The organism is Demequina rhizosphaerae (assembly GCF_000971255.1).
GTDB classification, from domain to species: Bacteria; Actinomycetota; Actinomycetes; order Actinomycetales; family Demequinaceae; genus Demequina; species Demequina rhizosphaerae.
Map to the genome: position 1 here is coordinate 130,610 of NZ_BBMC01000009.1, position 22,358 is coordinate 152,967.

23 protein-coding genes are annotated in these 22,358 nt (G+C 71.2%); 16 read left to right on the forward strand and 7 right to left on the reverse strand.

Translation table 11 applies throughout. The features are described 5' to 3' along the window. Nucleotides 1-90 precede the first annotated feature (90 nt). Entirely contained in the window at nucleotides 91-1,551 is a 1,461-nt protein-coding gene (locus tag AOM07_RS12500) for a CCA tRNA nucleotidyltransferase (RefSeq protein WP_062314300.1), read from the forward strand. Between the two features lie 317 nt (nucleotides 1,552-1,868). On the opposite strand, the gene ald is transcribed toward AOM07_RS12500, so the two are convergent. After that, nucleotides 1,869-2,969, reverse strand: a complete 1,101-nt coding sequence (gene ald, locus AOM07_RS12505; RefSeq protein WP_062314303.1) for an alanine dehydrogenase — start codon at nucleotides 2,967-2,969, stop codon at nucleotides 1,869-1,871. A 151-nt stretch (nucleotides 2,970-3,120) separates the two neighbouring features. On the opposite strand from ald, the gene AOM07_RS12510 reads away from it, so the two are divergent. After that, on the forward strand, nucleotides 3,121-3,651 hold the full coding sequence (locus AOM07_RS12510) for an Lrp/AsnC family transcriptional regulator (protein WP_062314306.1): 531 nt from the start codon (nucleotides 3,121-3,123) through the stop codon (nucleotides 3,649-3,651). A gap of 22 nt (nucleotides 3,652-3,673) precedes the next feature. On the opposite strand, the gene AOM07_RS12515 is transcribed toward AOM07_RS12510, so the two are convergent. Beyond that, on the reverse strand, nucleotides 3,674-4,966 hold the full coding sequence (locus tag AOM07_RS12515) for an MFS transporter (RefSeq protein ID WP_062314309.1): 1,293 nt from the start codon (nucleotides 4,964-4,966) through the stop codon (nucleotides 3,674-3,676). Nucleotides 4,967-5,036: 70 nt separating this feature from the next. On the opposite strand from AOM07_RS12515, the gene AOM07_RS12520 reads away from it, so the two are divergent. From AOM07_RS12520 to AOM07_RS12540, 5 genes are all read left to right on the forward strand, one after another. Further along, entirely contained in the window at nucleotides 5,037-5,489 is a 453-nt protein-coding gene (locus AOM07_RS12520) for a DUF805 domain-containing protein (protein WP_062314312.1), read from the forward strand. Between the two features lie 96 nt (nucleotides 5,490-5,585). Then, nucleotides 5,586-5,960 carry a DUF805 domain-containing protein gene (locus tag AOM07_RS12525; protein ID WP_062314314.1) on the forward strand — a complete coding sequence of 125 codons (375 nt, stop codon included), beginning with the start codon at nucleotides 5,586-5,588 and terminating at the stop codon, nucleotides 5,958-5,960. Nucleotides 5,961-6,036: 76 nt separating this feature from the next. After that, entirely contained in the window at nucleotides 6,037-6,411 is a 375-nt protein-coding gene (locus AOM07_RS12530) for a DUF805 domain-containing protein (RefSeq protein ID WP_062314316.1), read from the forward strand. Nucleotides 6,412-6,491: 80 nt separating this feature from the next. Further along, nucleotides 6,492-6,869: a DUF805 domain-containing protein gene (locus AOM07_RS12535; RefSeq protein WP_062314318.1), complete on the forward strand. Its 378-nt coding sequence runs from the start codon at nucleotides 6,492-6,494 to the stop codon at nucleotides 6,867-6,869. Between the two features lie 68 nt (nucleotides 6,870-6,937). Continuing rightward, complete coding sequence (locus AOM07_RS12540) at nucleotides 6,938-7,621, forward strand: SDR family oxidoreductase (RefSeq protein ID WP_062314320.1); 684 nt, start codon at nucleotides 6,938-6,940, stop codon at nucleotides 7,619-7,621. A 98-nt stretch (nucleotides 7,622-7,719) separates the two neighbouring features. Here the strand turns inward: AOM07_RS12540 and AOM07_RS12545 are convergent, their stop codons facing one another. Next, nucleotides 7,720-8,811, reverse strand: coding sequence for an inositol-3-phosphate synthase (locus tag AOM07_RS12545; protein ID WP_062314322.1), 1,092 nt, complete (start codon nucleotides 8,809-8,811; stop codon nucleotides 7,720-7,722). Between the two features lie 17 nt (nucleotides 8,812-8,828). Continuing rightward, entirely contained in the window at nucleotides 8,829-9,416 is a 588-nt protein-coding gene (locus AOM07_RS12550) for a PadR family transcriptional regulator (protein ID WP_062314325.1), read from the reverse strand. A 236-nt stretch (nucleotides 9,417-9,652) separates the two neighbouring features. On the opposite strand from AOM07_RS12550, the gene AOM07_RS12555 reads away from it, so the two are divergent. After that, complete coding sequence (locus AOM07_RS12555) at nucleotides 9,653-12,022, forward strand: transglycosylase domain-containing protein (protein WP_062314328.1); 2,370 nt, start codon at nucleotides 9,653-9,655, stop codon at nucleotides 12,020-12,022. 47 nt (nucleotides 12,023-12,069) lie between these two features. On the opposite strand, the gene AOM07_RS12560 is transcribed toward AOM07_RS12555, so the two are convergent. Both AOM07_RS12560 and AOM07_RS12565 read right to left on the reverse strand, forming a co-directional pair. Continuing rightward, nucleotides 12,070-13,113 carry a lipid II:glycine glycyltransferase FemX gene (locus AOM07_RS12560; RefSeq protein WP_062314329.1) on the reverse strand — a complete coding sequence of 348 codons (1,044 nt, stop codon included), beginning with the start codon at nucleotides 13,111-13,113 and terminating at the stop codon, nucleotides 12,070-12,072. A gap of 22 nt (nucleotides 13,114-13,135) precedes the next feature. After that, entirely contained in the window at nucleotides 13,136-14,416 is a 1,281-nt protein-coding gene (locus AOM07_RS12565) for a carboxylate--amine ligase (RefSeq protein WP_062314330.1), read from the reverse strand. A gap of 151 nt (nucleotides 14,417-14,567) precedes the next feature. On the opposite strand from AOM07_RS12565, the gene AOM07_RS12570 reads away from it, so the two are divergent. From AOM07_RS12570 to AOM07_RS12600, 7 genes are all read left to right on the forward strand, one after another. Next, entirely contained in the window at nucleotides 14,568-15,137 is a 570-nt protein-coding gene (locus AOM07_RS12570) for a hypothetical protein (RefSeq protein WP_062314331.1), read from the forward strand. Nucleotides 15,138-15,329: 192 nt separating this feature from the next. After that, the gene (gene rpsF, locus AOM07_RS12575; protein WP_062314332.1) at nucleotides 15,330-15,620 is read left to right on the forward strand and encodes a 30S ribosomal protein S6; all 291 of its coding nucleotides are present in this window, start codon (nucleotides 15,330-15,332) and stop codon (nucleotides 15,618-15,620) included. A 57-nt stretch (nucleotides 15,621-15,677) separates the two neighbouring features. Further along, a complete protein-coding gene (locus tag AOM07_RS12580) occupies nucleotides 15,678-16,187 on the forward strand; it encodes a single-stranded DNA-binding protein (protein ID WP_062314333.1) in 510 nt (169 codons plus the stop codon). 29 nt (nucleotides 16,188-16,216) lie between these two features. After that, complete coding sequence (gene rpsR / locus AOM07_RS12585) at nucleotides 16,217-16,453, forward strand: 30S ribosomal protein S18 (RefSeq protein WP_062290299.1); 237 nt, start codon at nucleotides 16,217-16,219, stop codon at nucleotides 16,451-16,453. Nucleotides 16,454-16,468: 15 nt separating this feature from the next. Continuing rightward, entirely contained in the window at nucleotides 16,469-16,915 is a 447-nt protein-coding gene (rplI, locus tag AOM07_RS12590; protein WP_062314335.1) for a 50S ribosomal protein L9, read from the forward strand. Between the two features lie 587 nt (nucleotides 16,916-17,502). Further along, nucleotides 17,503-18,879 (forward strand): replicative DNA helicase, encoded by a 1,377-nt coding sequence (gene dnaB, locus AOM07_RS12595; protein ID WP_062314338.1) that lies wholly within the window; start codon nucleotides 17,503-17,505, stop codon nucleotides 18,877-18,879. Between the two features lie 79 nt (nucleotides 18,880-18,958). Next, nucleotides 18,959-19,564 carry a thioredoxin-like domain-containing protein gene (locus AOM07_RS12600; RefSeq protein ID WP_156171936.1) on the forward strand — a complete coding sequence of 202 codons (606 nt, stop codon included), beginning with the start codon at nucleotides 18,959-18,961 and terminating at the stop codon, nucleotides 19,562-19,564. A gap of 230 nt (nucleotides 19,565-19,794) precedes the next feature. Here the strand turns inward: AOM07_RS12600 and AOM07_RS12605 are convergent, their stop codons facing one another. Further along, nucleotides 19,795-20,685: a cytochrome c biogenesis CcdA family protein gene (locus AOM07_RS12605; RefSeq protein WP_062314342.1), complete on the reverse strand. Its 891-nt coding sequence runs from the start codon at nucleotides 20,683-20,685 to the stop codon at nucleotides 19,795-19,797. A 180-nt stretch (nucleotides 20,686-20,865) separates the two neighbouring features. Here AOM07_RS12605 and AOM07_RS12610 point away from each other — a divergent pair, with 180 nt between their 5' ends. After that, on the forward strand, nucleotides 20,866-22,179 hold the full coding sequence (locus AOM07_RS12610) for a hypothetical protein (protein ID WP_062314345.1): 1,314 nt from the start codon (nucleotides 20,866-20,868) through the stop codon (nucleotides 22,177-22,179). The last annotated feature ends 179 nt before the right edge of the window (nucleotides 22,180-22,358 follow it).

Sequence of the window (22,358 nt, forward strand, 5' to 3'; positions counted from 1 at the left end):
AACGACCCCGCGGGTGCCCGCAGGGAGCCATGCCCGGCGGGAGGCGGGCTGCGCGGGGGCGGTCGCGGCCCCGTCTGGGACACTTGTGCGGTGACGACCCGCCCTTCCGCACCTCCCTCGCTCGACGTGCTGCGCCGCCGCGCCGCCGGACTGTGGGCGGCGCTGCCCCCCGAGATCGCGCAGCTCGCCACGGCCTTCCATGAGGCGGGGCACGAGCTGGCGCTCGTCGGCGGACCCGTCCGCGACGCGTTCCTGGGCCGCTCGAGCGCGGACCTCGACTTCGCGACGGACGCCCGACCCGACGAGATCGAGCGGCTGCTCAAGGGCTGGACGCGCGCGACGTGGGACATGGGGCGCGAGTTCGGGACCATCGGGGGGCGCCGCGGCGACCTGGTGGTCGAGATCACGACCTACCGCGCGGACGAGTACGACGGCGAGACCCGCAAGCCGGTGGTCGCGTTCGGGTCCTCGCTGCACGGCGACCTCGCGCGCCGCGACTTCACCGTCAACGCGATGGCGGTGCGCCTGCCGTCGATGGAGTTCGTCGACCCGTTCGACGGGCTCACCGACCTGGCCGGCGGGCTGCTGCGCACGCCCATCGACCCCGAGGTGTCCTTCGGCGACGACCCCCTGCGCATGATGCGCGCGGCCCGCTTCGCCTCGCAGCTGGGCTTCGAGATCGAGCCCCGGACCTTCTCCGCGATGGCCGCGATGGCCGACCGGCTCTCGATCGTGTCGGCCGAGCGGGTGCGGGACGAGCTGGTGAAGCTGCTGCTCGGCTCGCACGTGCGCGCGGGCCTGGGTGCGCTGGTCGACTCGGGGCTCGCGGCGCAGGTGCTGCCGGAGCTGCCGGCGCTCAAGCTCGAGGTCGACGAGCACCACCATCACAAGGACGTCTACGAGCACACCCTCACCGTGGTCGAGCAGGCCATCGACCTCGAGACGGGCCCCGACGGCGCGGTGCCCGGGCCCGACCTCGTGCTGCGCCTCGCGTCGCTCCTGCACGACATCGGCAAGCCGCCCACCAAGCGGCTCGAGCCCGGCGGCGGGGTCTCGTTCCACCACCACGAGGTGGTCGGCGCGAAGATGGCCGCCAAGCGGCTCAAGGCGCTGCGCTTCGACAAGGACACGATCAAGGCGGTCGAGCACCTCGTCGCGCTCCATCTGCGCTTCCACGGCTACGCGGATGCCCGCTGGTCGGACTCGGCGGTGCGCCGCTACGTGGTCGACGCCGGTGCGGAGCTCGAGCGGCTGCACCGCCTCACCCGCGCGGACGTCACCACCCGCAACCGCCGCAAGGCGGACCGCCTCTCGTTCGCGTACGACGACCTCGAGGCGAGGATCGCGGAGCTGCGCGAGCAGGAGGAGGTCGACGCGATCCGGCCCGATCTCGACGGCACGCAGATCATGGAGATCCTGGGCATCACCCCCGGGCGCGATGTCGGCGCCGCGTACAAGCACCTCCTCGAGCTGCGCATGGAGCACGGCCCGCTGGGCGAGGACCGCGCCCGCACGGAGCTGCTGTCCTGGTGGGAGTCGCGCGAGGGCTGAGCGGGTCGGGTCCGGGTCCGTGCCTGCGTCCATCGCCGCGTCCGCGGACGGGCGTGCGTGGCCGTGGACCCTTGCGCGTGTGTCAGCTCAGGCTGAAACAGCTCCGCTTCGGGCCGCCCGTCGCACGGAGCCGGCCGTGCACGCGACTCCCTGTTTCACCTCTCGCTGACATACGTGAGAGCGACCATGGCCGCCCTGCCGGACCAGCCGACGGACCGGCCGACAGGCGGACCGACGCGACGACGCGGATCCCCGTCGGGACGGGGATCCGCGTCGCGGCGGCTCGAGCCTGGGAACCAGGACGGACGGCGCGTGGGTCAGGCGGGCACCTTCGCCGCGAGGTGCGGGAAGATCTCCGCGACCGGGCCGTGGACGATGCGGCCGTCGACCGTCGCGAGGCCGCGGGCGAGCGCGGGGTCCTTGGCGGTGGCGACCTCCCAGCCGTCGTTCGCGAGCCGCACCGCGTACGGGAGCGTCGCGTTGGTGAGCGCGAGCGTCGAGGTGTTGCCCACGGCGCCCGGCATGTTCGCCACGCAGTAGAACGTCGAGCCCTCGACCGCGTAGGTGGGCTCGGCGTGCGTGGTCGCGTACGAGTCCTCGAAGCAGCCGCCCTGGTCGATCGCGATGTCGACGAGCACGGAGCCCGGCTTCATGCGCGACACCAGGTCGTGCGAGACGAGCTTGGGGGCCTTGGCGCCCGCCACCAGCACGGCGCCGATGACCAGGTCGGCCTCGAGGCAGGCCCTCTCGACCTCGTAGGCGGAGGACACGACGGTCTTCACGCGGCCGGCGTAGAGCGCGTCGAGCTGGCGCAGGCGCGGCACGGACAGGTCGAGCACCGTCACGTCGGCGCCCATGCCGACGGCCTGGCCGATCGCGTTCTGGCCCGACATGCCCGCGCCGAGCACGGTCACCTTGGCCGGGCGCACGCCGGGCACGCCGCCCAGCAGCACGCCGCGTCCGCCCTGGCTCGACTGGAGCGCGAATGCGCCCACCATCGTCGCCATGCGGCCGGCGACCTCGCTCATGGGGGCGAGCAGCGGCAGCGCGCCGTCCTCGAGGGCGACGGTCTCGTACGCGATCGCGGTGGTGCCGGACTCGACCAGCGCGCGGGTGAGCGGCTCGTCGGCGGCCAGGTGGAGGTAGGTGAAGAGCAGCAGCCCGGGACGGAGGAAGCCGTACTCCGAGGCGATCGGTTCCTTGACCTTGATCACCATCTCGGCCGCCCAGGCCTCGTCCACTGTCCCGAGGGACGCGCCCGCGAGCACGTACTCCTCGTCCGCGAAGGCCGAGCCGAGGCCCGCGCCCGCCTGCACCACGACCTCGTGTCCGGCGTCGACGAGCTCGCGCACGCCGGCCGGGGTCGCGCCCACGCGACGCTCGTTGTCCTTGACCTCTGCGGGGATGCCGATGCGCATCGCCCCTCCTCTCCCTGGCGCCGGGGGCGCCGCTCCTGGCCGGGAACCTCGTACCTTCTTCGCCCGACCCCTACAATTCTTGGAGGAAGTTCGGCCAGGGCAAGCAATGGTGAACGCAGGCCCGGAAACGAGCGGAAATGGAGAAGGATCGATGGAGCAGAGCCTCCGCGGCGGCCCGGGCCCGAAGGGTCTTCGGCTCGACGAGCTCGACGAGCGCATCCTGTGGGAGCTCATGCGCGACGCCCGCATCCCGAACGCCGCCCTCGCGGCCAAGCTGCACGTCGCCCCCTCGACCACCCACGGCCGCGTCAAGGCCCTGCGCGAGGCCGGCGTGATCCGCTCCTCCCACATCGAGGTCGACTACGCGGCGCTCGGGCTCGAGGTCCAGGGCATCGTCTCGGTCCGCCTGCGCGCGCAGGCGCGTCCGCAGATCAAGAGCTACGCCGCGAAGGTCATCCAGCTGCCCAACGTGCTCTCGGTCTTCTTCGTGGGCGGCACGATCGACTTCCTCATCCACGTCGCGTGCACCTCGACCGCGCAGCTGCGCGACTTCGTCGCGAGCGAGCTGAGCATGGACCCCGCGGTGGCCTCGACGGAGACGAACATCGTCTTCGACCACCTCATCGGCCAGGAGCACCTTGGCAGCGGCGGCCTGGCGGCCCTCCGCGGACCCATCCGCTAGCAGGGACGATGCGCCGGTCGGGTCACGCCACGGGCGCCGGCACGCGCGGCGCCCGCGCGTACACGAGCGCGACGACGAGGTACGCGCCCGCCACCCCCGCCATCACCCAGGGCGAGTACCCGTCGTCCGGCAGCACGGTCGCCGCGACGGCCGCGCTCGACACGAACGCCACGTTGTACGCCATGTCGTAGAGCGTGAACGCACGGCCGCGGTACTCGTCGGCGGTGTCGCGCTGCACGATCGTGTCGACCGCGATCTTGCCGCCCTGGACCGCGAGGCTGATGATCACCGCGGCGCTGAGCAGCGACCAGCGGGCCGAGGAGGCGGCCAGCAGCAGCTGGCCCGAGGCGCCCAGCACCAGGCAGCCGACGATCCAGCGGTGGCGCCCGACCTTCGGGCCGAGCCACGGCGTCACCACCGCGGCGAGCCCGAAGCCCACCGCGGCGAAGCCCAGCACGAGGCTGAAGTTCCCGAGCGACTCCTCGGGGCGGTCGGGGTCGCCCAGCAGGTGGCGCGACATCAGGATCGACGCGACGAACATGATCCCGTAGAGCAGCCGCTGCGCCGCCATGACGGACAGCGCCTGGAACGGCGTCACGCGGCGCCACAGGTACGCGACGCCGGACGCGAGCTCGGTGCCGAGCGCCCGCACCTGCGCGCGCCACTCCAGCGCGGCGAGCGGGTTCTCCGGGCCCAGCTCGGTCCGTCCCAGCAACGTCGCGGCCCAGGACGATGCGGCGAACGCCGCGGCCGCCGACACCAGGGCCGCGAGGGCGAGAGACGAGTCCGACGCGGTGGGGGCGACGAACGTCACCACGCCGCCGATCGCCGCGCCCGCGGCCGCGGCGATCGTGCCGAGCGTGGGCATGATCGCGTTCGCGGCGAGCAGCTCGTGGCGCGGCACCACGTTCGCGAGCCCGGCGGACATCGCGGCGAGCAGGAAGCGGTTGACGGACAGCGTGAGCAGCGCGAGCGCGTACAGCGACCACAGCGGTCCGTCGACCGCCAGCACCGCGAGGATGAGCCCCGCCATCCCCACGCGCACCAGGTTGCCCACGAGCAGGATGCGCTGCCGCGGCCAGCGGTCGATGAGCGGCCCGACGAACGGACCTACCAGGGTGAACGGCGTGAGGAGCACTGCGAAGCCGATCGCGATCTCCGCGGGCGTCGCGGCCTGGGTCGGGTCGAAGAAGAAGGCGGTCGCGATGCCGACCTGGAACATGCCGTCGCCGGCCTGCGACAGCAGGCGCGACAGCGTGAGCCGACGGAAGCCACCGGCCCGCCAGAGCCGTGCGAGGTCGCTGGCCAGGGTCACGTGCCCAGCGTAGAGGTACGGATGCCGGGGGAGGCATCAGTAGAGTGACGGAGGAAGAGGGGAGGCCTGCATGGGCTTCGGCAAGTCCGTCGCGGTGTGCTTCCGCCACTACGCGACGTTCCGCGGCCGTGCGAGCCGCGCCGAGTTCTGGTGGTTCCAGCTGTTCGGCTCGCTCGTGTGGTTCGCGACCGTGCTGGCCGCCTCCGCGCTGTGGCTGGCCGCGTTCGAGGGCGCCGCGCGCCCCACCGAGGACCCCGCGATCAACCCCGACTCCGTGTCCTGGGGCCCGCTGTCCGCCGCGCTCGGCGTGCTGCTGCTGTACGCGCTGGTGATCGGCGTGCCGACCCTCGCCGTGTCCTCGCGCCGGCTCCACGACGTCGGCATGAGCACGTGGTGGCTCGCGCTGCTGGTGCTCGGCCTCGGCATCGTGGTCCTCGCGATCGCGCTCGTCGAGGGCCAGCGGGGCGCCAACCGCTTCGGCCCGGATCCGCGCATCGTGCGCAGCGTGCCGGCGATGTCCTGATCCCGGGACGATGCGCCCGGCACCTGGGACAACGTCGTCATGTGCCGCTAGGGTGGGCGCGCCGGCACCCCCGTCGGCCCGCTGAAGGGATCCTCCATGGACGGCTACAAGCTCGCCCTCTCGAAGTACGCCCAGTTCTCGGACCGCTCGCGTCGCCGCGAGTACTGGGGCTTCGTGCTCGTCAACGCGCTGATCGCGCTCGTGCTCAACCTGCTGATCTTCACGCTCGGCTACAACGCGGACGACGCGTCCTACACGGCCATCGGCTACGTGCTGCTGGCGGTGTTCTTCGTCTACGCGCTCGCGATCCTGCTGCCGTCGCTGGCGCTCCAGTGGCGCCGCTACCAGGACATCGGCTGGCCGGGCGCGGTGTCGATCATCGGCTGGTTCGTCCCGCTGCTGACCTTCATCGTCGCCTTCATCCCGGGCAACGAGGGCCCCAACCAGTACGGCCCCGACCCCAAGGCCTGACCTCCGCGGCCACGCCGCGCGCGCCACGCGCGGCGTGGCTACCGTGGGAGCATCCGCAAGCAGGGGGAGGGCCACCATGGACGGCTTCGTGACCGCGTTCCGTCGGTACACGGACTTCGCCGGCAGGTCGCGCCGCCGCGAGTACTGGGGCTTCGTCCTCGTGAACGTCGCGATCTTCGCGCTGGCCACCGCGCTCGCCCTCACCATCGGGCGCGACTCCGAGGCGCAGACGTACACGACGCTCGGCTGGGTGATCGTCATCGCCGCGTCGTTCTACGGCCTGGTCCTGCTGGTCCCCGGCATCGCGATCCAGTTCCGCCGCTACCAGGACATCGGCTGGCCCGGCGCGGTGTCGATCGTCGGCTGGTTCCTGCCGCTGCTCACGCTCATCGTCGCGTGCATCCCCGGCAACGAGGGGCCCAACAAGTACGGCCCCGACCCGAAGGCCTGAGCCGCCGCGCGACCCATCTCGCGCGGGTACGGCGCGATGCGCCTAGTGTGACGGGAATCCGCACACCGAGGAGGCTCGCCATGGATGGATTCCGCACGGCGCTGTCGAAGTACGCGCAGTTCCAGGGGCGCTCGCGGCGTCGCGAGTACTGGGGGTTCATGATCGTCGTGTGGCTGATCGCCATCGCGATCGGCCTGCTGTACGCCCTCAGCTGGGCGATGGTGGCCGACAGCGGCGATGGCAACTGGCTCGCGGCGATCGCGCTGATCCTCGGCATCGGTGTGGGTCTCGCGCTGATCGTCCCGACGCTCTCGGTGGGGTGGCGGCGGTGCCAGGACGTCGGCATCCCGGGCGCCGTCGCGCTGATCGGCATCGCGGTACCGCTCGTCGTCTACGTCATCGGGCTGATCCCCGGCAACGAGGGGCCGAACGAGTACGGGCCCGACCCCAAGGCCTGATCCCGCAGCCGGCCCGGAAATCGCCGCCCCCGGTTGCAGGGGTGCAGGACTCGGGCCAGGCTGGATGTATGAGCATCCCGGCACGCGTGGCGATCGTGGGCGGGGCCGGCAAGGTGGCCCGTCGGCTCATCCCCATCCTTCTGCACCGCGACCACGAGGTGGTTGCGCTCGCCCGCCGGGACGAGCAGCTCCACGAGCTGGCCGCGCTGGGCGCGATCCCGCGGCACCTCGACATCGAGGCGGCGGACGAGCCCGACTTCGCCGCTGTGCTGGGCGGCTGCGACGCCGTGGTCTTCGCGGCCGGCGGCGGTCCCGACGGCAACGCGTCGCGCAAGCGCACCGTCGACCTCGAGGGCTCGCTCAAGGCCCAGGCGGGCGCGAAGCTGCGCGGTATCAAGAGGTTCGTGCAGGTGTCCGCGATGGGCGTGGACGACGAGCCCGACCCCGCGCGCGGAGACGTCTGGACCGCCTACGTGTACGCCAAGCGCGAGGCGGACGTCGCCCTGCGAAGCTCCGGCCTCGCGTGGACCATCCTGCGGCCCGGCATCCTCACGGACGCGGTGGGGACGGGCTGCATCACCATCGGCGACAAGGTGCAGCCGTACTCGATCCCGCGCGTCGACGTCGCGCAGACCGTCGCGTCGTGCATCTCGCGCCCCCGGACCGCCGGCCACCAGTGGGAGATCGTCACCGGTCCCGAGCCGATCGGCGCGATCCTCGACGAGCTCACCAAGGACGCCGCGCGCGCCTGAGCCGGCCGCGCATCGTCCCAGGCACGCAGAAGGCCCGGGCTCCCCTCAGCAGGGGCCCGGGCCTTCTCTATGCCTCAGCGGGTCTCGGACGAGACGGTTCAGCGCTCCACGTCGCCGGAGATGAACGACTCGAGCTGGGCGCGGCCCTTCGTGTCCTCCATCTGGACCGGCGGCGACTTCATGAAGTAGGTCGAGGCCGAGAGGATCGGGCCGCCGATGCCGCGGTCCTTGGCGATCTTCGCCGCGCGCATGGCGTCGATGATGATGCCGGCCGAGTTCGGCGAGTCCCACACCTCGAGCTTGTACTCGAGGTTGAGGGGCACCTCGCCGAAGGCCGAGCCCTCGAGGCGGACGTACGCCCACTTGCGGTCGTCGAGCCACGCGACGTAGTCGGACGGGCCGATGTGCACGTCGCGGCCGTCCTTGATGCCGGAGAGCGGGCCGGTGAGGTTCGAGGTGACGGCCTGCGTCTTCGAGATCTTCTTGGACTCGAGGCGCTCGCGCTCGAGCATGTTCTTGAAGTCCATGTTGCCGCCGACGTTGAGCTGGTACGTGCGGTCGAGGCGCACGCCGCGGTCCTCGAACAGCTTTGCCATGACGCGGTGCGTGATGGTGGCGCCGACCTGCGACTTGATGTCGTCGCCGACGATCGGGACGCCGGCCTCCTGGAACTTCGCGGCCCACTCCGGGTCGGACGCGATGAAGACGGGGAGGGCGTTGACGAACGCGACGCCCGCGTCGATCGCGCACTGCGCGTAGAACTTGGCGGCCTCCTCCGAGCCCACGGGGAGGTAGCAGACGAGGACGTCGACCTCGCGGTCCTTGAGGACCTGGACCACGTCGACCGGGGTCTCGTCGGACTCGACGATGGTCTGGCGGTAATACTTGCCGAGGCCATCGAGCGTCACGCCGCGCTGGACCTGGATGTCCGTCTTGGGGACGTCGCAGATCTTGATGGTGTTGTTCTCGGACGACTGCGTCGCCTCGACGAGCTCCTTGCCCACCTTGAGCGAGTCGACGTCGAACGCGGCCACGAACTCGATGTCCGAGACGTGGTAGTCGCCGAACTGCACGTGCATGAGGCCCGGGACGGTCTCCTCGGCCTTGGCGTTCTTGTAGAACTCCACACCCTGGATGAGCGACGTGGCGCAGTTGCCGACGCCGACGATGGCGGCACGAAGCTTGGCCATGGTTGTTGTCTCCTTGACTAGTGGCCCGTGGGGGTAGGACCTGGGTTGTCACCGCCGGGGGCGGATCGTTCATTCTCGATGAGCCGGTCGAGCCAAGAGATCTCGCGCTCGACCTGCTCGAGGCCGTGGCGCTGGAGCTCGGCGGTGTAGGCGTCGTGGCGCTCGTGCATCCGCTTGAGCCCCTCGGCGACCTCCTCGAGCCGCTCGGAGAGGCGGCTGCGCCGCCCCTCGAGGATCCGCAGCCGCGTGGCGGCGTCGGTGTGGGCGAAGAGCGAGAACCGCACGTCGAACGCGTCGTCGTCCCACGACGACGCGCCGGCGCTCGCCAGCTCCTCGGCCAGTCGGGCGCGACCCGCGTCGGTGAGGCTGTACGCGATCCGTGCGCGGCGGGACGATGCGGGCGACGAGCCCACGGGCTCCTCGCCGGCGGCCTCGATGAGGCCCGCCTCGACCATGCGGCGCAGGCACGGGTACAGCGACCCGTAGCTGAGGGCCCGGAACGGGCCCAGCTCGGCTCCCAGACGCTTGCGGATCTGGTAGCCGTGCAGCGGCTGGTCGCGCAGGATGCCGAGGATCGCGAGCGTCAGGACGTCGGTCTTGGCCACGCGCGGCTCCTCTCTCCCCGGGGCCCGCAGCAGCGGGCCGATATCACGACCAGTTGTATCGCACCGATACATCGGAGACCGTACAGTAGGACGCACCGTCGCGCGAATCCGCCGCGCCGCGGGGACACGGGGCGGGGTTCGCGCGTTGGACGATGCGGCGCTCGCCCCCGCGGCGACGACCCCCGGGCGCGCACCGCGTCCGCAGCCGTCCGAACAGCGATCCGTAAGGTGGTCACGTGACCGAACGCCCCAGCAGCCCCTCGCGCGTCTCGACGCGCCGCACGTCGTCGACCCCTGCCCAGCCCCCGCGCTCCGGCCAGGCGCCCACCCGGCGCAGCACGCGGGCACCGCAGTCCGGCGGCGCCGCGTGGGCGAGCACGGGCGTGCAGGCGACCGCCGCATCGTCCACCGCCGCGAAGGGCGGCGGCGACGGAGGGAACGGCGGTGGCAAGGGCACGAAGGGCAAGGACGGCGACGGCAAGGCCGACCAGCCCCGCTGGAAGCGCATCCTCAAGATCACCGGCATCACCGCCCTGATCGCCGGCCTGGTGGCCGTCGCGGTCGCCGCGATCGGCATCATGGTGATCTACTCGCGCCTCGAGGTGCCCGCGGCGTCCGACGTCGCGCTCGCGCAGTCGTCCACCGTGTACTGGGCGGGCGGCAAGCAGGAGATGGCGAAGGTCGGCGAGGTCGACCGCGAGATCATCGACTGCTCGGTCCTGCCCGACCACGTCCCGCACGCGATCGTCGCCGCCGAGGACCGCAGCTTCTACACGAACCCCGGCATCGACTTCACGGCCACGGCCCGCGCGCTCTACAACACCATCGTGCTGGGCAAGACCCAGGGCGGCTCGACCATCACCCAGCAGTACGTCGAGCGCTACTACGTGGGCGAGACCACCACCGACATCCCGGGCAAGATCAAGGAGGCGCTGCTCGCGCTCAAGGTGGACTCGGAGCAGACCAAGGACGAGGTCCTCTGCAACTACATGAACACCATCTACCTGGGACGCGGCGCATACGGCATCGAGGCCGCCGCGCAGGAGTACTTCGGCAAGCACGCCGAGGAGCTCACGGTGTCCGAGGCCGCGCTGATCGCCGGCGTGATCCCCGCGCCGAGCGCGTGGGACCCGCGCGTCAGCCCGTCCGACGCCGAGCGTCGCTGGAACTACGTGCTCGACGGCATGGTCGACGCGGAGTTCCTGTCGCAAGCCGAGCGCGACGACCAGGAGCTCCCCGAGACGGTGGACTACTCGACGTCCGACACGTTCGGCGGCACCAACGGCTACCTCATCCGCGCCGCGCTCGACGAGGCGATCGCGACCCTCGACCTCACGCAGGAGGAGCTCGAGATGGGCGGCTACCAGGTCGTCACCACCTTCAAGAAGAAGGACCAGCAGGCCGTGGTCAAGGCCGTCAAGGCCATGCCGGACGACCACGCGGACAACCTCAAGGTCGCGGCCACCACGGTCAACGCCGCGACCGGTGCGGTCACCGGCATGTACGGCGGCCCCGACTACCTCGAGGTCCAGCGCAACGCCGTCACGCAGGACATCGCGCAGGCGGGCTCGACCTTCAAGCCCTTCGCGATGATCGCGGGGCTGTCGAACGGCTTCTCGCTCGAGACCGAGTACCTGTCGAACGACTCGATGACGCTCCCCGGCTTCGAGAACCCCGTGCGCAACTACGCGGGCGTGAACTTCGGCTGGATCGACATGGTCGAGGCCACCGCCAACTCGGTGAACACGTACTACGTGCAGCTCAACGAGGCCGTGGGCCCGGACGTCACCATGGAGACCGCGATCGAGGCGGGCCTGCCCGAGGACACCGTGGGCCTCGACGCCAACGCCGCGAACGTGCTCGGCACCGCATCGCCCACCGCGATGCAGATGGCGCAGGCGTACTCGACCATCGCGGACGGCGGTCAGAAGAAGGACACCTACATGGTGCAGAAGATCATCGGCCCGGACGGCGAGGTCGCCTTCGAGCACGAGAACGATCCCGAGCGGGTCTTCTCCAAGGACGTGATCGCGGACACCACGTACGCGATGCAGCAGGTCGTCGAGCGCGGCTCGGCGGTCAAGGCGAGCGCGCTCGGCCGTCCCATCGCCGGCAAGACCGGTACGTCGAACGACAACAATTCGGCCTGGTTCGCCGGCTTCACCCCGCAGATCGTCGGCATCGTGTCGATGTACCAGGTGGGCGATGACGGCTCGGTCGAGTCCATCACCCCGTTCGGCGGCTACTCCGAGATCACCGGCGCGACCGTGCCCACCGACATCTGGGTGGCGATGATGGGCCCGATCCTCGACCGCATGGACGTCGTCGACTTCCCCGACCGCGCGAACGTGGGCAAGGCCGTCAACTCGAGCCCGTCGCCGACGGCGACCGAGGAGCCGTCGCCCGAGCCGACGGAGACGAGCACGCCCGAGCCGACCGACACGTCCGAGCCGGAGCCCACCGACACGTCCGAGCCGGTGCCGACGGAGACCACGGAGCCGCCGGCGACCACGCCGACGCCCGAGCCGTCGCCCGACGTCACGGCGACCGCTCAACCCGAGTCGGGCAACAACGGGAACGGCAACGGGAACGCGGCCGCACCCTGATGAGATGAGCGGACGATGCGCGGGCCCGGTGCCCGCGCATCGTCGCGTCAGCGGGAGATCGCCCGCTTGAGCGTGAGGGCCGCGACGAGCGCGCGGTAGCGCAGCGGCTTGAGCGGCAGGTCCCACGCGCCGTCGCACTCGACGATCTCGCCGAACTGCTGCTTGAACTCGCGCACGCCCATGAGCTGCGGCGCGCGGTCGGAGCCGACGCCGAAGAGGTCGTACTCGCGCACGCCCTCCTCCTTGAGCGTCATGAGGATCTCCCACTTGATGCGCAGCGCGGCGTTGGTGTCGCGCGCCTCGAGGTTGTTGCCTGCGTAGTAGTCGGTGCCGCCGTCCTCGTGGACCACCGCGATGACCCAGGCGACGGCGCGCCCGGGCTCGAGGTCGCCGTCGGGGCCGGTGTCGTGGCGGCGCGCGACCCAGACGCGGGCGTGCGGCGCGAGCGCCTCGAGCATCGTGAGGTACATCTCCACCGGGAAGATGCCGAATCCCGCGCCCGCGGCGGTCTCGCGGTAGATCGCGTAGAGCTCCTCGAAGGCCTCCGGGCTCATGCCGGTCTCCTCCGCGACCGTCATGTCCTCGTCCTTGAGCGTCCGGCGGATCTTGTAGCGGCCGCGCTTGGAGAACGTGGCCATGATCGCGTCGGGCTCGGGCGTGAGGTCGATGTAGACGGTGCGGTCGAACGTGACCGTCTGGAGCAGGTCCTGGAGGTCGGGCGCCGCGTGGCGCGCGTGCAGCCGCACGAACACGGCCCACGGGTAGCGCCGCTTGATGTCCGCCGCCAGGGCGTCGCGGATCGCCTGCTCATGCTCCGGCGTGCGCTCGACCAGCGGGATCGGGCCGTGCTTGGCCCACACGTACGGGAAGCCGCGCACCTCGTAGCGGGACAGGCTCACCACCGCCACGGCGGCGCCCTCCGCGTCCAGCACCGCGAGGCGGGCCAGGTGCTCGCGGCCCGGCACGGCCGCGTCGTAGGCGTCCCACGCGGGCGCCTGCTCGATGGGGACCGGGTGGTCGGCGCCGCGGGCGAGCTCGATGAACCGCTCGTCGGACACCTCCTCGACGCGGAGGGGCGTGGGGATCGTCATGGCCACGAGCCTATCGGCGGGTCTAGAAGCCGCTCTCGGTGGGCCGCGGGTAGTGCTGGCGGTACTTCTGGACGAGGCGCAGGTCGAGGGCGCGCACCCACAGCCGGCGCTTGAGGCTCGCGTCGCCGCGGTAGCGCAGCGGGTGGTGGACGCCGTGGCGGCGCTTGGCCGCCTTGACCCGCGCGCGCAGGCCCGGCTCGAGGACGTACCTCAGCAGGAAGCGGTACGGCACCACCGAGTAGAGGACCTGGTCCTGCGGCACCTGCGGGTGGGTCGGCTCGGGGGCGCCGGCGAGGGCCTCGGGCAGCAGGTCGCGGGCCACCATCTCGGCGACGTTGACGCCCGCGGCGGTGACGTAGAAGTTGTTGCGGCCGATGCGCGGGTTGACCTCGAAGAAGACGTTCTCGCCGGTGCGGCTCGACACCTTGTAGTCGAAGTTCGCGAAGCCGTAGTAGCCGGAGTGGTCCAGCAGCCGGGCCGCGGCGTCGAAGGCCTCCTCGTCGACGTGCGTGAGGATCGCGGCGGGGATGCCGAGCGTGCCGGGCGTGTGCTCCTCGAGCAGCACCTGGCCGCCGGCGACCAGCGTGACGGCGCCGTCCGCGTCGCGGTAGGCGGTGAGCGAGCGCATATGGGTCTCGTCGCCGGGCACGAACTCCTGGAGCAGGAACTCGCTCGGGTAGGCGCGCTCCGCGAGGTGGCCGAGCACCGCCTCGATCTGCGCCTCGGACGTGAAGTGGTCGATCTTCTGCTTGCCCGGGAAGTCGACCTCGAACCAGTCGGCGCTGTCGGCGGGCTTGCCGATGACCGGGTAGTCGAGGCCGCTCTCACGGAGGCGGGCGAGGGCCTCGGCCGGGGCCACGGCGCCCGTGGCGAGGGCCTCCGGCGTGAAGCCGACCGCGATCGTGAGGGGCGTGCGGATCCCCACCGCGTCGCAGGCCTCGGCGAACGCGACCTTCGAGGACACCGCGTCGAACATCGTCAGGTCCGGCAGCGGCAGGCGCCACCGCGGGTCGAGGCGGTCGCGGTGCTCGGCGAGCAGGCGCACGTGGAAGTCGAGGTTGGTGAAGAGGACGAGCTCGTGCTCGGGGTGGCCCGCCGCGATCTCGTCGAGCCGTCGCAGCAGCGTCTCCGGGGTGAAGACGTCGGGCTCGACGATCCACCGGGCGAGCGTCGAGTGCCTGCCGAAGGTGGTGACCCGCGGGCCCAGCACGATCGACTCCCAGCCGAAACGCTCGTGCGCGGCGCGCTGGAACGCGTACGTCCCGATGTCGCCGCCGAGTCCCACGACCAGCACCCGCTTCACACATACCTCCCGGTTCGCCCGTGCCAGTCTAGGGGCGGTGCCTCTGGTGGGCCTTGATGGACTGCTGCTATTTTCGCCATGACCGCTGCTATCGCCCGTGTCGACGGATGCCGGTCACGTCGCCGGGAGGCGACCGTCCCGAGGGAGGCCCATGAGGCTCGCGTTGCCCGTCGTCCTTGCCGTCCCGCTCGCGCTCGGGTTGAGCGCCTGCGCCCAGCCCGCCGCCGAGGATCCCCTGGCGGCGGGCTCCCTGGCCGCGGGGCTCGCGGCCGGGGACGTCGCCGTCGTGGGCGTGCCGGACGACTGGGAGGTGAGGGACGACACTTCGGGCAGCCTGCTGTACTCGGCGACGACGGCCGCGGGCTCGGGCGCCACGTTGGCGGTCGAGGCCTTCGCCAGCGGCGAGGAGTCCTTCGCCGATGCCGAGACCATGGCGCACGAGGTCCTCGAGTCGATGCTCGACGGCGCCGACCTGCCGGCCGACGCGATCGCTCCGGAGCCCTTCACCGACGGCGAGCTGTCCGGATGGCACCTCCTGCTCCCGGGACAGGCGGAGCCGTTCCGGCGGCCGATCGAGATGTACTTCCTCGAGGACGGCGACGTCGTGCTCCAGGCCTTCGCGCGCGGCACCGGGACCGCTCCGGACGCGGAGGCGCCCGTGCTCGATCCGGACGCGTCCGAGGCCCTGCGCGAGATCGCCGAGGCGCTGACCGTCGGGTGACGCGGCGGCCCTCCGCGGTGCCGCCGCATCGTCCCTCGCAGGACCGGGACCTGCTACTGGCGCATCGTCCCCGCTGGCGGGTATCCTGTGATGTCGCGTTCTCCCTCGCCTACCGGTGGGTGAGGCGCGGCTGCATCACCCTCCTGCCACGGAACGTCCGTGGCCGCATGAGTCCAGAGGAGGTGGGTATAGATGCGTCAGTACGAGATGATGATCATCCTCGACCCTGAGATCGACGAGCGCACGGTCACCCCGTCGCTCGACAAGTACCTTCAGGTCATCACGAACGACAAGGGCACCGTCGACAAGCTCGACGTGTGGGGCCGTCGTCGTCTGGCCTACCCGATCAAGAAGAAGAACGACGGCATCTACGCCGTCGTGAACTTCACGTCGGAGTCCGCGACCGCGAAGGAGCTGGAGCGCCAGCTGGGTCTCAACGAGACCATCCTCCGCACCAAGCTGCTCCGCCCGGACGCCCACTAAGGGTCCGGGCTTCTCCCGACTCTCACCAGCGAATACACGAAACCAAGGGGAACACACATGGCAGGCGACACCCAGATCACCGTGGTCGGCAACCTCACCGGAGACCCGGAGCTTCGCTTCATCTCCTCCGGCGCGGCCGTCGTCAACTTCACGGTGGCGTCCACCCCCCGCACGTTCGACCGTCAGTCGAACGAGTGGAAGGACGGCGAGACCCTGTTCATGCGCTGCTCCCTGTGGCGTGAGGCCGCCGAGAACGTCGCAGAGTCCCTCACCAAGGGCATGCGCGTCATCGTGACCGGCCGCCTCGTGTCCCGCTCGTGGGAGGCGAACGGCGAGAAGCGCACCGTCATGGAGATGCAGGTCGACGAGGTCGGCCCCTCGCTCCGCTACGCCACCGCCAAGGTCACGCGCACGCAGCGCGGCGGCCAGGGTGGCGGCTTCAGCGGCGGCGGTGGCGGCGGCTTCGGCGGCGGCAACTCCGGCGGTGGCTACAGCAGCTCGCCGGCCGGCGGCTCCTCGAACGACCCGTGGGCGACCGCCCCGGCGTCGGACGAGCCGCCGTTCTGATCGGTACTTTTCACTCAGGAGTCTTCAACATGGCTAAGCACGACATCCGCAAGCCGCGCAAGAAGGTCAACCCGCTCAAGGCCGCCAAGGTCGACAAGGTTGACTACAAGGACACCGCGCTGCTTCGCAAGTTCATCTCCGACCGCGGCAAGATCCGTTCGCGCCGCGTCACCGGTGTCACCGTCCAGGAGCAGCGCGAGATCGCGCGTGCGATCAAGGTCGCGCGCGAGATGGCGCTCCTCCCCTACTCCGGCTCCGGCCGCTGATCGGGGGGATTCCACATGGCTAAGGTCATCCTGACCCACGAGGTCTCCGGCCTCGGCATCGCCGGCGACGTCGTCGACGTCAAGGACGGTTACGCCCGCAACTACCTGGTTCCGCGCAAGCTCGCCACCCCGTGGTCGGCCGGCGCCGAGAAGCAGATCGACGGTCTCCGCAAGGCGCGCCGCGCCAAGGAGATCGCGACCATCGAGGGTGCCCAGGCCGCGCGTGACGCGCTGCAGGCCGCCCCGGTCGTCGTCGAGGTGAAGGCCGGCGAGTCCGGTCGCCTCTTCGGCGCCGTGTCGCCCGCCGACATCGCGAACGCGATCGGCACCCGCGCCACGGTCGACAAGCGTCGCATCCACGTCGCCCAGCCCATCAAGGCGCTCGGCGAGTACCAGGTGAAGGTCTCCCTCCACCAGGACGTGGCCGCGAACGTCACCGTCAAGGTGGTCGCCGCCAAGTAACCCTGCTCCGGCAGGTCGCACGAGGCCCGGGTCTCCCCTTCGGGAGGCCCGGGCCTTTCGCGTCTCCGACTCGGGTCTTGTCGCGTCTCCGACTCGGGCCTCGTCGCGTCTCCGACTCGGATGTCGGACCGTTGGCCGGAGGATCCGTCATCCGAGCGGGTTCCGGCCCGGGGGTCGGACCATGCTCCGAACGGTCCGACGGAGGGGTCGGACGCCGCCCCTCCACGCCGCGTAACGGACACCCGCGGACATTTCGACACCCCGCGGCACGACACGCCGAAGGCCGACACGCCGGGGACTTCGGCGGCCGAGTTCTCCACAGCAAAGCCCCGTTCAAATCGGCAGGTAGGCCGCCCACAACGGGGATATCTTCCGAGTCATCCACACCCTTGTCCACATGTGCCCCGCATGGTTGTCCACGGGTCCGGGCCCGTCATCCACGGTTGTCCCCAGGTTGTCCACGGCTCATCCACGGATGGGCCTGGAGCCGATTTGTCGCCCCCTCGACGTGGCCCTACATTCGCGTGTCTGAGCCGGCTGTCAGAGGTCGGCGCGACACTGGGTGGGACCGGAGGGAGAGGCGCTACATGTCCGTCGACGAGCTCGAGGCCGCATACGGCTCGGATCCGGGACCCCGGAACAGCTTCGACCGCCTGCCGCCGCAGAACCTCGAGGCGGAGCAGAGCGTGCTCGGCTCGATGATGCTCTCGAAGGACGCGATGGCGGACGTCATCGAGGCGGTCCGCGGCGACGACTTCTACAAGCCGGCGCACGAGACCGTGTTCGACGTGGCGGTGAAGCTCTACAACGCGGGCGACCCGGTCGACGCGCTCACCGTCAGCGCCGAGCTCCAGCGCCAGGGCGAGCTCTCGCGGATCGGCGGCGCCGAGTACCTCCACACGCTGATCGCCATGGTGCCGTCGGCGGCATCGGCCGGCTACTACGCGCGCATCGTCCGCGAGCAGGCGATCCTTCGCAAGCTGGTCGAGGCGGGAACGCGCATCGCCAACCTCGGCTACGACGGCGAGGGCGCCGAGGTCGACCAGATCGTCGACGCCGCGTCGTCGGAGATCTTCGCGGTCACCGAGCGCCGCAACTCGGAGGACTACCTCGCGATCGGCGAGATCATGGAGCGCACCCTCGAGGAGGTGGACGCCGCGTCGAACCGCGACGGCACCATGCTCGGCGTGCCCACCGGCTTCCGCGACCTCGACGACCTCACGGGCGGCCTCCAGCCCGGGCAGATGGTGGTCATCGCGGCGCGACCCGCGGTCGGAAAGTCGACGCTCGGCCTCGACATCGCGCGCTCGTGCTCGATCAAGCACAACAAGGCCGCCGTCATCTTCTCGCTCGAGATGAGCCGCGAGGAGATCACCAAGCGCATGCTCTCCGCGGAGGCCAGCGTCAAGCTCTCGAGCCTCACCAAGGGCCCCATGGGCCCGAGCGACTGGGAGCGTCTCGCGCAGAAGGCCGCGGAGGTCGCCAAGGCGCCGCTGTTCATCGACGACAGCCCGAACATGTCGCTCATGGAGATCCGCGCGAAGTGCCGCCGCCTCAAGCAGCAGCACGACCTCAAGCTGATCGTGGTCGACTACCTCCAGCTCATGACGTCCGGCCGCAAGGTCGAGTCCCGTCAGCAGGAGGTCTCCGAGTTCTCGCGCGCGCTCAAGCTCCTCGCGAAGGAGGTCGAGGCGCCCGTCATCGCGATCTCGCAGCTGAACCGTGGGTCCGAGCAGCGCGGCGACAAGAAGCCGATGCTGTCCGACATGCGTGAGTCCGGCGCGATCGAGCAGGACGCGGACATCGTGATCCTGCTCCACCGCGAGGACGTCTACGACCGCGAGAACCGCCCGGGAGAGGCGGACTTCATCGTCGCGAAGCACCGCGCGGGACCGACCGACACCATCGAGGTCGCCTTCCGCAAGGACTATGCGCACTTCACCGACATGGCTCGCGACCTGTAGCTCCCGCGTCACCCATCCGTCCCCTCGAACGCTCCGAACGCCTTGCGCCGACGGTCCGGACGAGAGGGAGGATGGGCAGATGCGACGAGCGACGATGGTGGGGGCGACGATCGGGGTGCTGGCCCTGGCCGGCTGCGCGACCGGCGAGGCCGAGGGCGGGACCACCGCCGCCGAGGGCACCCCGAGCGAGACCAGCGCCGAGGCGATGGACGCCATGGAGACGCCCGAGCCCCACGTCACCCTCACCACGCAGTCCCCGGAGCCCGAGGTCGACAACGCCTTCGCGTTCACCGCGCCGACGGTCATGGGCGATGGCACCTTCGACGGCCTCACCATCGACGACACCGACGTCATCCTGTGGTTCTGGGCGCCGTGGTGCCCCACCTGCGTCGCGGAGGCCCCGATCCTGCTCGACGCGGCGGACCGGCTGCCCGCGGGCATCGACATCGTGGGCATCGCGGGGCTGTCGGGCGACCAGTCGTTCATGCAGGAGTTCGTCGAGATGACGGGAACCGAGTCCTTCACGCAGGTCGCCGACCTCGACGGCAGCATCTGGCGAGGGTTCGATGTGAGCTCGCAGGCCACGATCGTCGTGGTCGACGACTCGGGCGACGCGTACACGCTCGGCGCCGGCACGACTGCCGACGAGCTCGTCGAGTACGCGGAGAAGATCGCCGCGACCTGATCCCGCGCCGCGACGCCCGGCCCCGCCCCCCGCGGCGCCGGGCGTTGTCGCGTGCGGGGCGCGAGGCCGGTGCGGGTCGCGAAGCGCGCGTGCGCTGCGAGGCGGGTGTGCGGCGCGACCGGCGGACGGGCGGACGGGCGGACGGCCAGGTCGCCGCACCGCGCGACGATGGACGAGGCTTCTGCGAGCGGACGGCGCTCGGCGCACGGCGGGCCGCGAGCGAGGATTCCTCAGCGGGCGACGCGCTCCGCGCGCCGGGCGGCGACCACCACCCAGGCCGAGGCGGCCGCGGCGGCCAGCACCAGCCCGACGAGCACGGGCGTCCCCCACGACTGGATCGCGAGGGAGATGCTCGACTGCCAGCGGGCCGTCGCGAGCAGCACGCCGTCGAGCGCGTGCACGCCGAAGCGCGGCAGGATCTCCGCGAGCCCGAACACGGTGACGTAGACGCCCGCGAGGACCATGAGCACGCCGCCGGCGCGCATCAGCTGCGGCGTGCGTCGGCGGACCGCCGCCGCGAGGCCCGTGCCGGCCAGCGCGGCCGCGAGGGACACGAGCACCACGGAGGCGCCCATCCCGATCGCGTACGCCACGAACGGCGTGAGGGTCGCGACCGGGCCCGACGCGGCGAGCGCCTGGGTCACCACCACGAGGAACAGCCCGATGGTGCAGCTGAGCGACGCGACGGCGAACGATGCGCCGTAGGCCGCCTGCGATGCGAAGGTGCGGCCGGGCGCGTGGGAGGCGCGCGACAGCGCCCCGAGGCCCGGCCCGCGGAGCTCGCCGTGGATCACCATGACCACGCCGAGGGCCGCGACGAGCACGCCGAGCACGACCGTCACGTAGGACACGTACGGCAGCACCGTCGCCTGGAGCCCGAGGCTCACTCCCCCGAACAGCAGCCCGAGGGCCGTGAACACCGCCACGAAGCCCAGGCTCATCGCCGCGGCGAAGCCCAGCGCGCGCCGCAGCGCGACGGCGCGCGGGACCGCCGCATCGTCCCGGCCCGCGCTGCCGGTCACGATGACCGTGAGGTACGCGGGCAGCAGCGCGAACCCGCACGGGTTGAACGCGGCGACCGCGCCCAGAAGCAGGGCGTACGCGGCATCGGCTAGATCCATGGATGGCCTCCTCGGCCCGTCGTTCGGAGCCTAGTGCGCCGCGGACGGGTCGACGGCGCCCGCCCCCAAGGAAGCCGAGTTTGATAATCGTTCTCGTTATCGTCTAAGGTGACGACGTGCGCCCCGCCGGGCGCGGAACGAACAGAACGAAAGGTCGGCCCTCCGGGGCCTCGGTACACGATGTCGATCTCGCCCCTCGCGAAGCGCGCCGCCACCCTCGCGGGTGCCTCCGCGCTCGTCCTCAGCCTCGCCGCCTGCGCCACCGACGACACGGAGGCCACCACCTCGGCCGACGCGGTCGAGGTCGAGTCGCACGACGACCACGACCACGAGGAGTCCACCTCCGCCTCGACCGAGATGTCCGCGCAGACCCCGCGGATCGTCGTCACCTACGACGGCGGCATCCTGGTGCTCGACGCGAACACGCTCGAGACCGAGGCCGACATCGAGCTGGCCGGCTTCAACCGCCTCAACGTCGCGGGCGACGGTCGCCACGTGGGCGTGTCCACGACGGGCGGCTTCCAGATCCTCGACGCCGGCACCTGGAGCCAGGCGCACGGCGACCACGCGCACTACTTCACCACCACCCCGTCGCTCACCGACCTCATGATCGAGGCCGAGACGCCCGGCCACCTCGTGGTGCACGACGGCCTCGCCGCGTTCTTCGACGACGGCACCGGCAAGGTGACCGTGGTCGAGGCCGACGAGTGGGAGCACATGGTCGAGGAGGGCCACCTCGACATCGTCCGCGAGTACACGACGGCCGATGCGCACCACGGCGTCGCGGTCGCGAGCGACGGCGGCGAGCTGCTCGTCACCATCGGCGACGAGGACGGCCGCACCGGCGCGATGCTCCTCGACGAGAACGGCGACGTGCTCGCCTCGAGCGAGCAGTGCCCCGGCGTGCACGGCGAGACCGCCTTCACGACCTCGGACGGCGACGAGCTGTTCATGGTCGGCTGCGAGGACGGCGCCCTGGTCTTCCACGGCGACCACGTCCACAAGCTCGACGCGGGCCTCGACTACGCCCGCACCGGCAACCTCCACTCGGTCGACGGCAACGACATCGTCCTGGGCGACCGCAAGACCGACCCCGAGGGCGGCATCAACCTCACCGAGATCACGCTGATCGACCCCGAGGCGGAGACCATCCAGGTGGTCGACCCGTTCGACGGCGACGAGGCCGAGTACACGTGGCGCGGCCTGGCCCGCGGCGCGGACGGCGAGGCGCTCGTGCTCGGCACCGACGGCGCGCTGCGCGTCATCGACGAGGAGTCCGGCGACGTGCTGCGCTCGATCGACGTCGTCGACGCGTGGGAGGCGCCCGAGGAGTGGCAGACCGCCCACCCGGCCCTCACCGTCGTCGCGGGCATGGCCTACGTGACCGAGCCGGCCACCGGCACCATCCACATCGTCGACTACGTCGGCGGCGAGGTCTGGAAGTCGGTCGAGGTCGGCGTCGCGACCAACGAGATCGTGGGCGTCACCGGCTGACGTCCCCTGCTCGCCCGAGCACAGGGCCCGGTCCACGGCGGTACGCGCCGCGGGCCGGGCCCTTCGGCGTGGGAACGATGCGCGTTGGCCTCGGCACGCCCCCGGCGGCCGTCGAATCGGCATTTTGCGCACGGCTTGCCACGATCGTGCCGCATCCGCCGCCGCCGTTCCTACCCTGA

Coding starts and splice junctions, on each gene's coding strand:
- AOM07_RS12610 (WP_062314345.1), top strand. CDS start 20,866: ATGTCGATCTCGCCCCTCGCGAAGCGCGCCGCCACCCTCGCGGGTGCC.
- rpsF (WP_062314332.1), top strand. CDS start 15,330: ATGCGTCAGTACGAGATGATGATCATCCTCGACCCTGAGATCGACGAG.
- AOM07_RS12580 (WP_062314333.1), top strand. CDS start 15,678: ATGGCAGGCGACACCCAGATCACCGTGGTCGGCAACCTCACCGGAGAC.
- rpsR (WP_062290299.1), top strand. CDS start 16,217: ATGGCTAAGCACGACATCCGCAAGCCGCGCAAGAAGGTCAACCCGCTC.
- AOM07_RS12600 (WP_156171936.1), top strand. CDS start 18,959: ATGCGACGAGCGACGATGGTGGGGGCGACGATCGGGGTGCTGGCCCTG.
- AOM07_RS12535 (WP_062314318.1), top strand. CDS start 6,492: ATGGATGGATTCCGCACGGCGCTGTCGAAGTACGCGCAGTTCCAGGGG.
- AOM07_RS12510 (WP_062314306.1), top strand. CDS start 3,121: ATGGAGCAGAGCCTCCGCGGCGGCCCGGGCCCGAAGGGTCTTCGGCTC.
- dnaB (WP_062314338.1), top strand. CDS start 17,503: ATGTCCGTCGACGAGCTCGAGGCCGCATACGGCTCGGATCCGGGACCC.
- AOM07_RS12525 (WP_062314314.1), top strand. CDS start 5,586: ATGGACGGCTACAAGCTCGCCCTCTCGAAGTACGCCCAGTTCTCGGAC.
- AOM07_RS12570 (WP_062314331.1), top strand. CDS start 14,568: ATGAGGCTCGCGTTGCCCGTCGTCCTTGCCGTCCCGCTCGCGCTCGGG.
- AOM07_RS12520 (WP_062314312.1), top strand. CDS start 5,037: ATGGGCTTCGGCAAGTCCGTCGCGGTGTGCTTCCGCCACTACGCGACG.
- AOM07_RS12560 (WP_062314329.1), bottom strand. CDS start 13,113: ATGACGATCCCCACGCCCCTCCGCGTCGAGGAGGTGTCCGACGAGCGG.
- ald (WP_062314303.1), bottom strand. CDS start 2,969: ATGCGCATCGGCATCCCCGCAGAGGTCAAGGACAACGAGCGTCGCGTG.
- AOM07_RS12540 (WP_062314320.1), top strand. CDS start 6,938: ATGAGCATCCCGGCACGCGTGGCGATCGTGGGCGGGGCCGGCAAGGTG.
- AOM07_RS12545 (WP_062314322.1), bottom strand. CDS start 8,811: ATGGCCAAGCTTCGTGCCGCCATCGTCGGCGTCGGCAACTGCGCCACG.
- AOM07_RS12605 (WP_062314342.1), bottom strand. CDS start 20,685: ATGGATCTAGCCGATGCCGCGTACGCCCTGCTTCTGGGCGCGGTCGCC.
- rplI (WP_062314335.1), top strand. CDS start 16,469: ATGGCTAAGGTCATCCTGACCCACGAGGTCTCCGGCCTCGGCATCGCC.
- AOM07_RS12530 (WP_062314316.1), top strand. CDS start 6,037: ATGGACGGCTTCGTGACCGCGTTCCGTCGGTACACGGACTTCGCCGGC.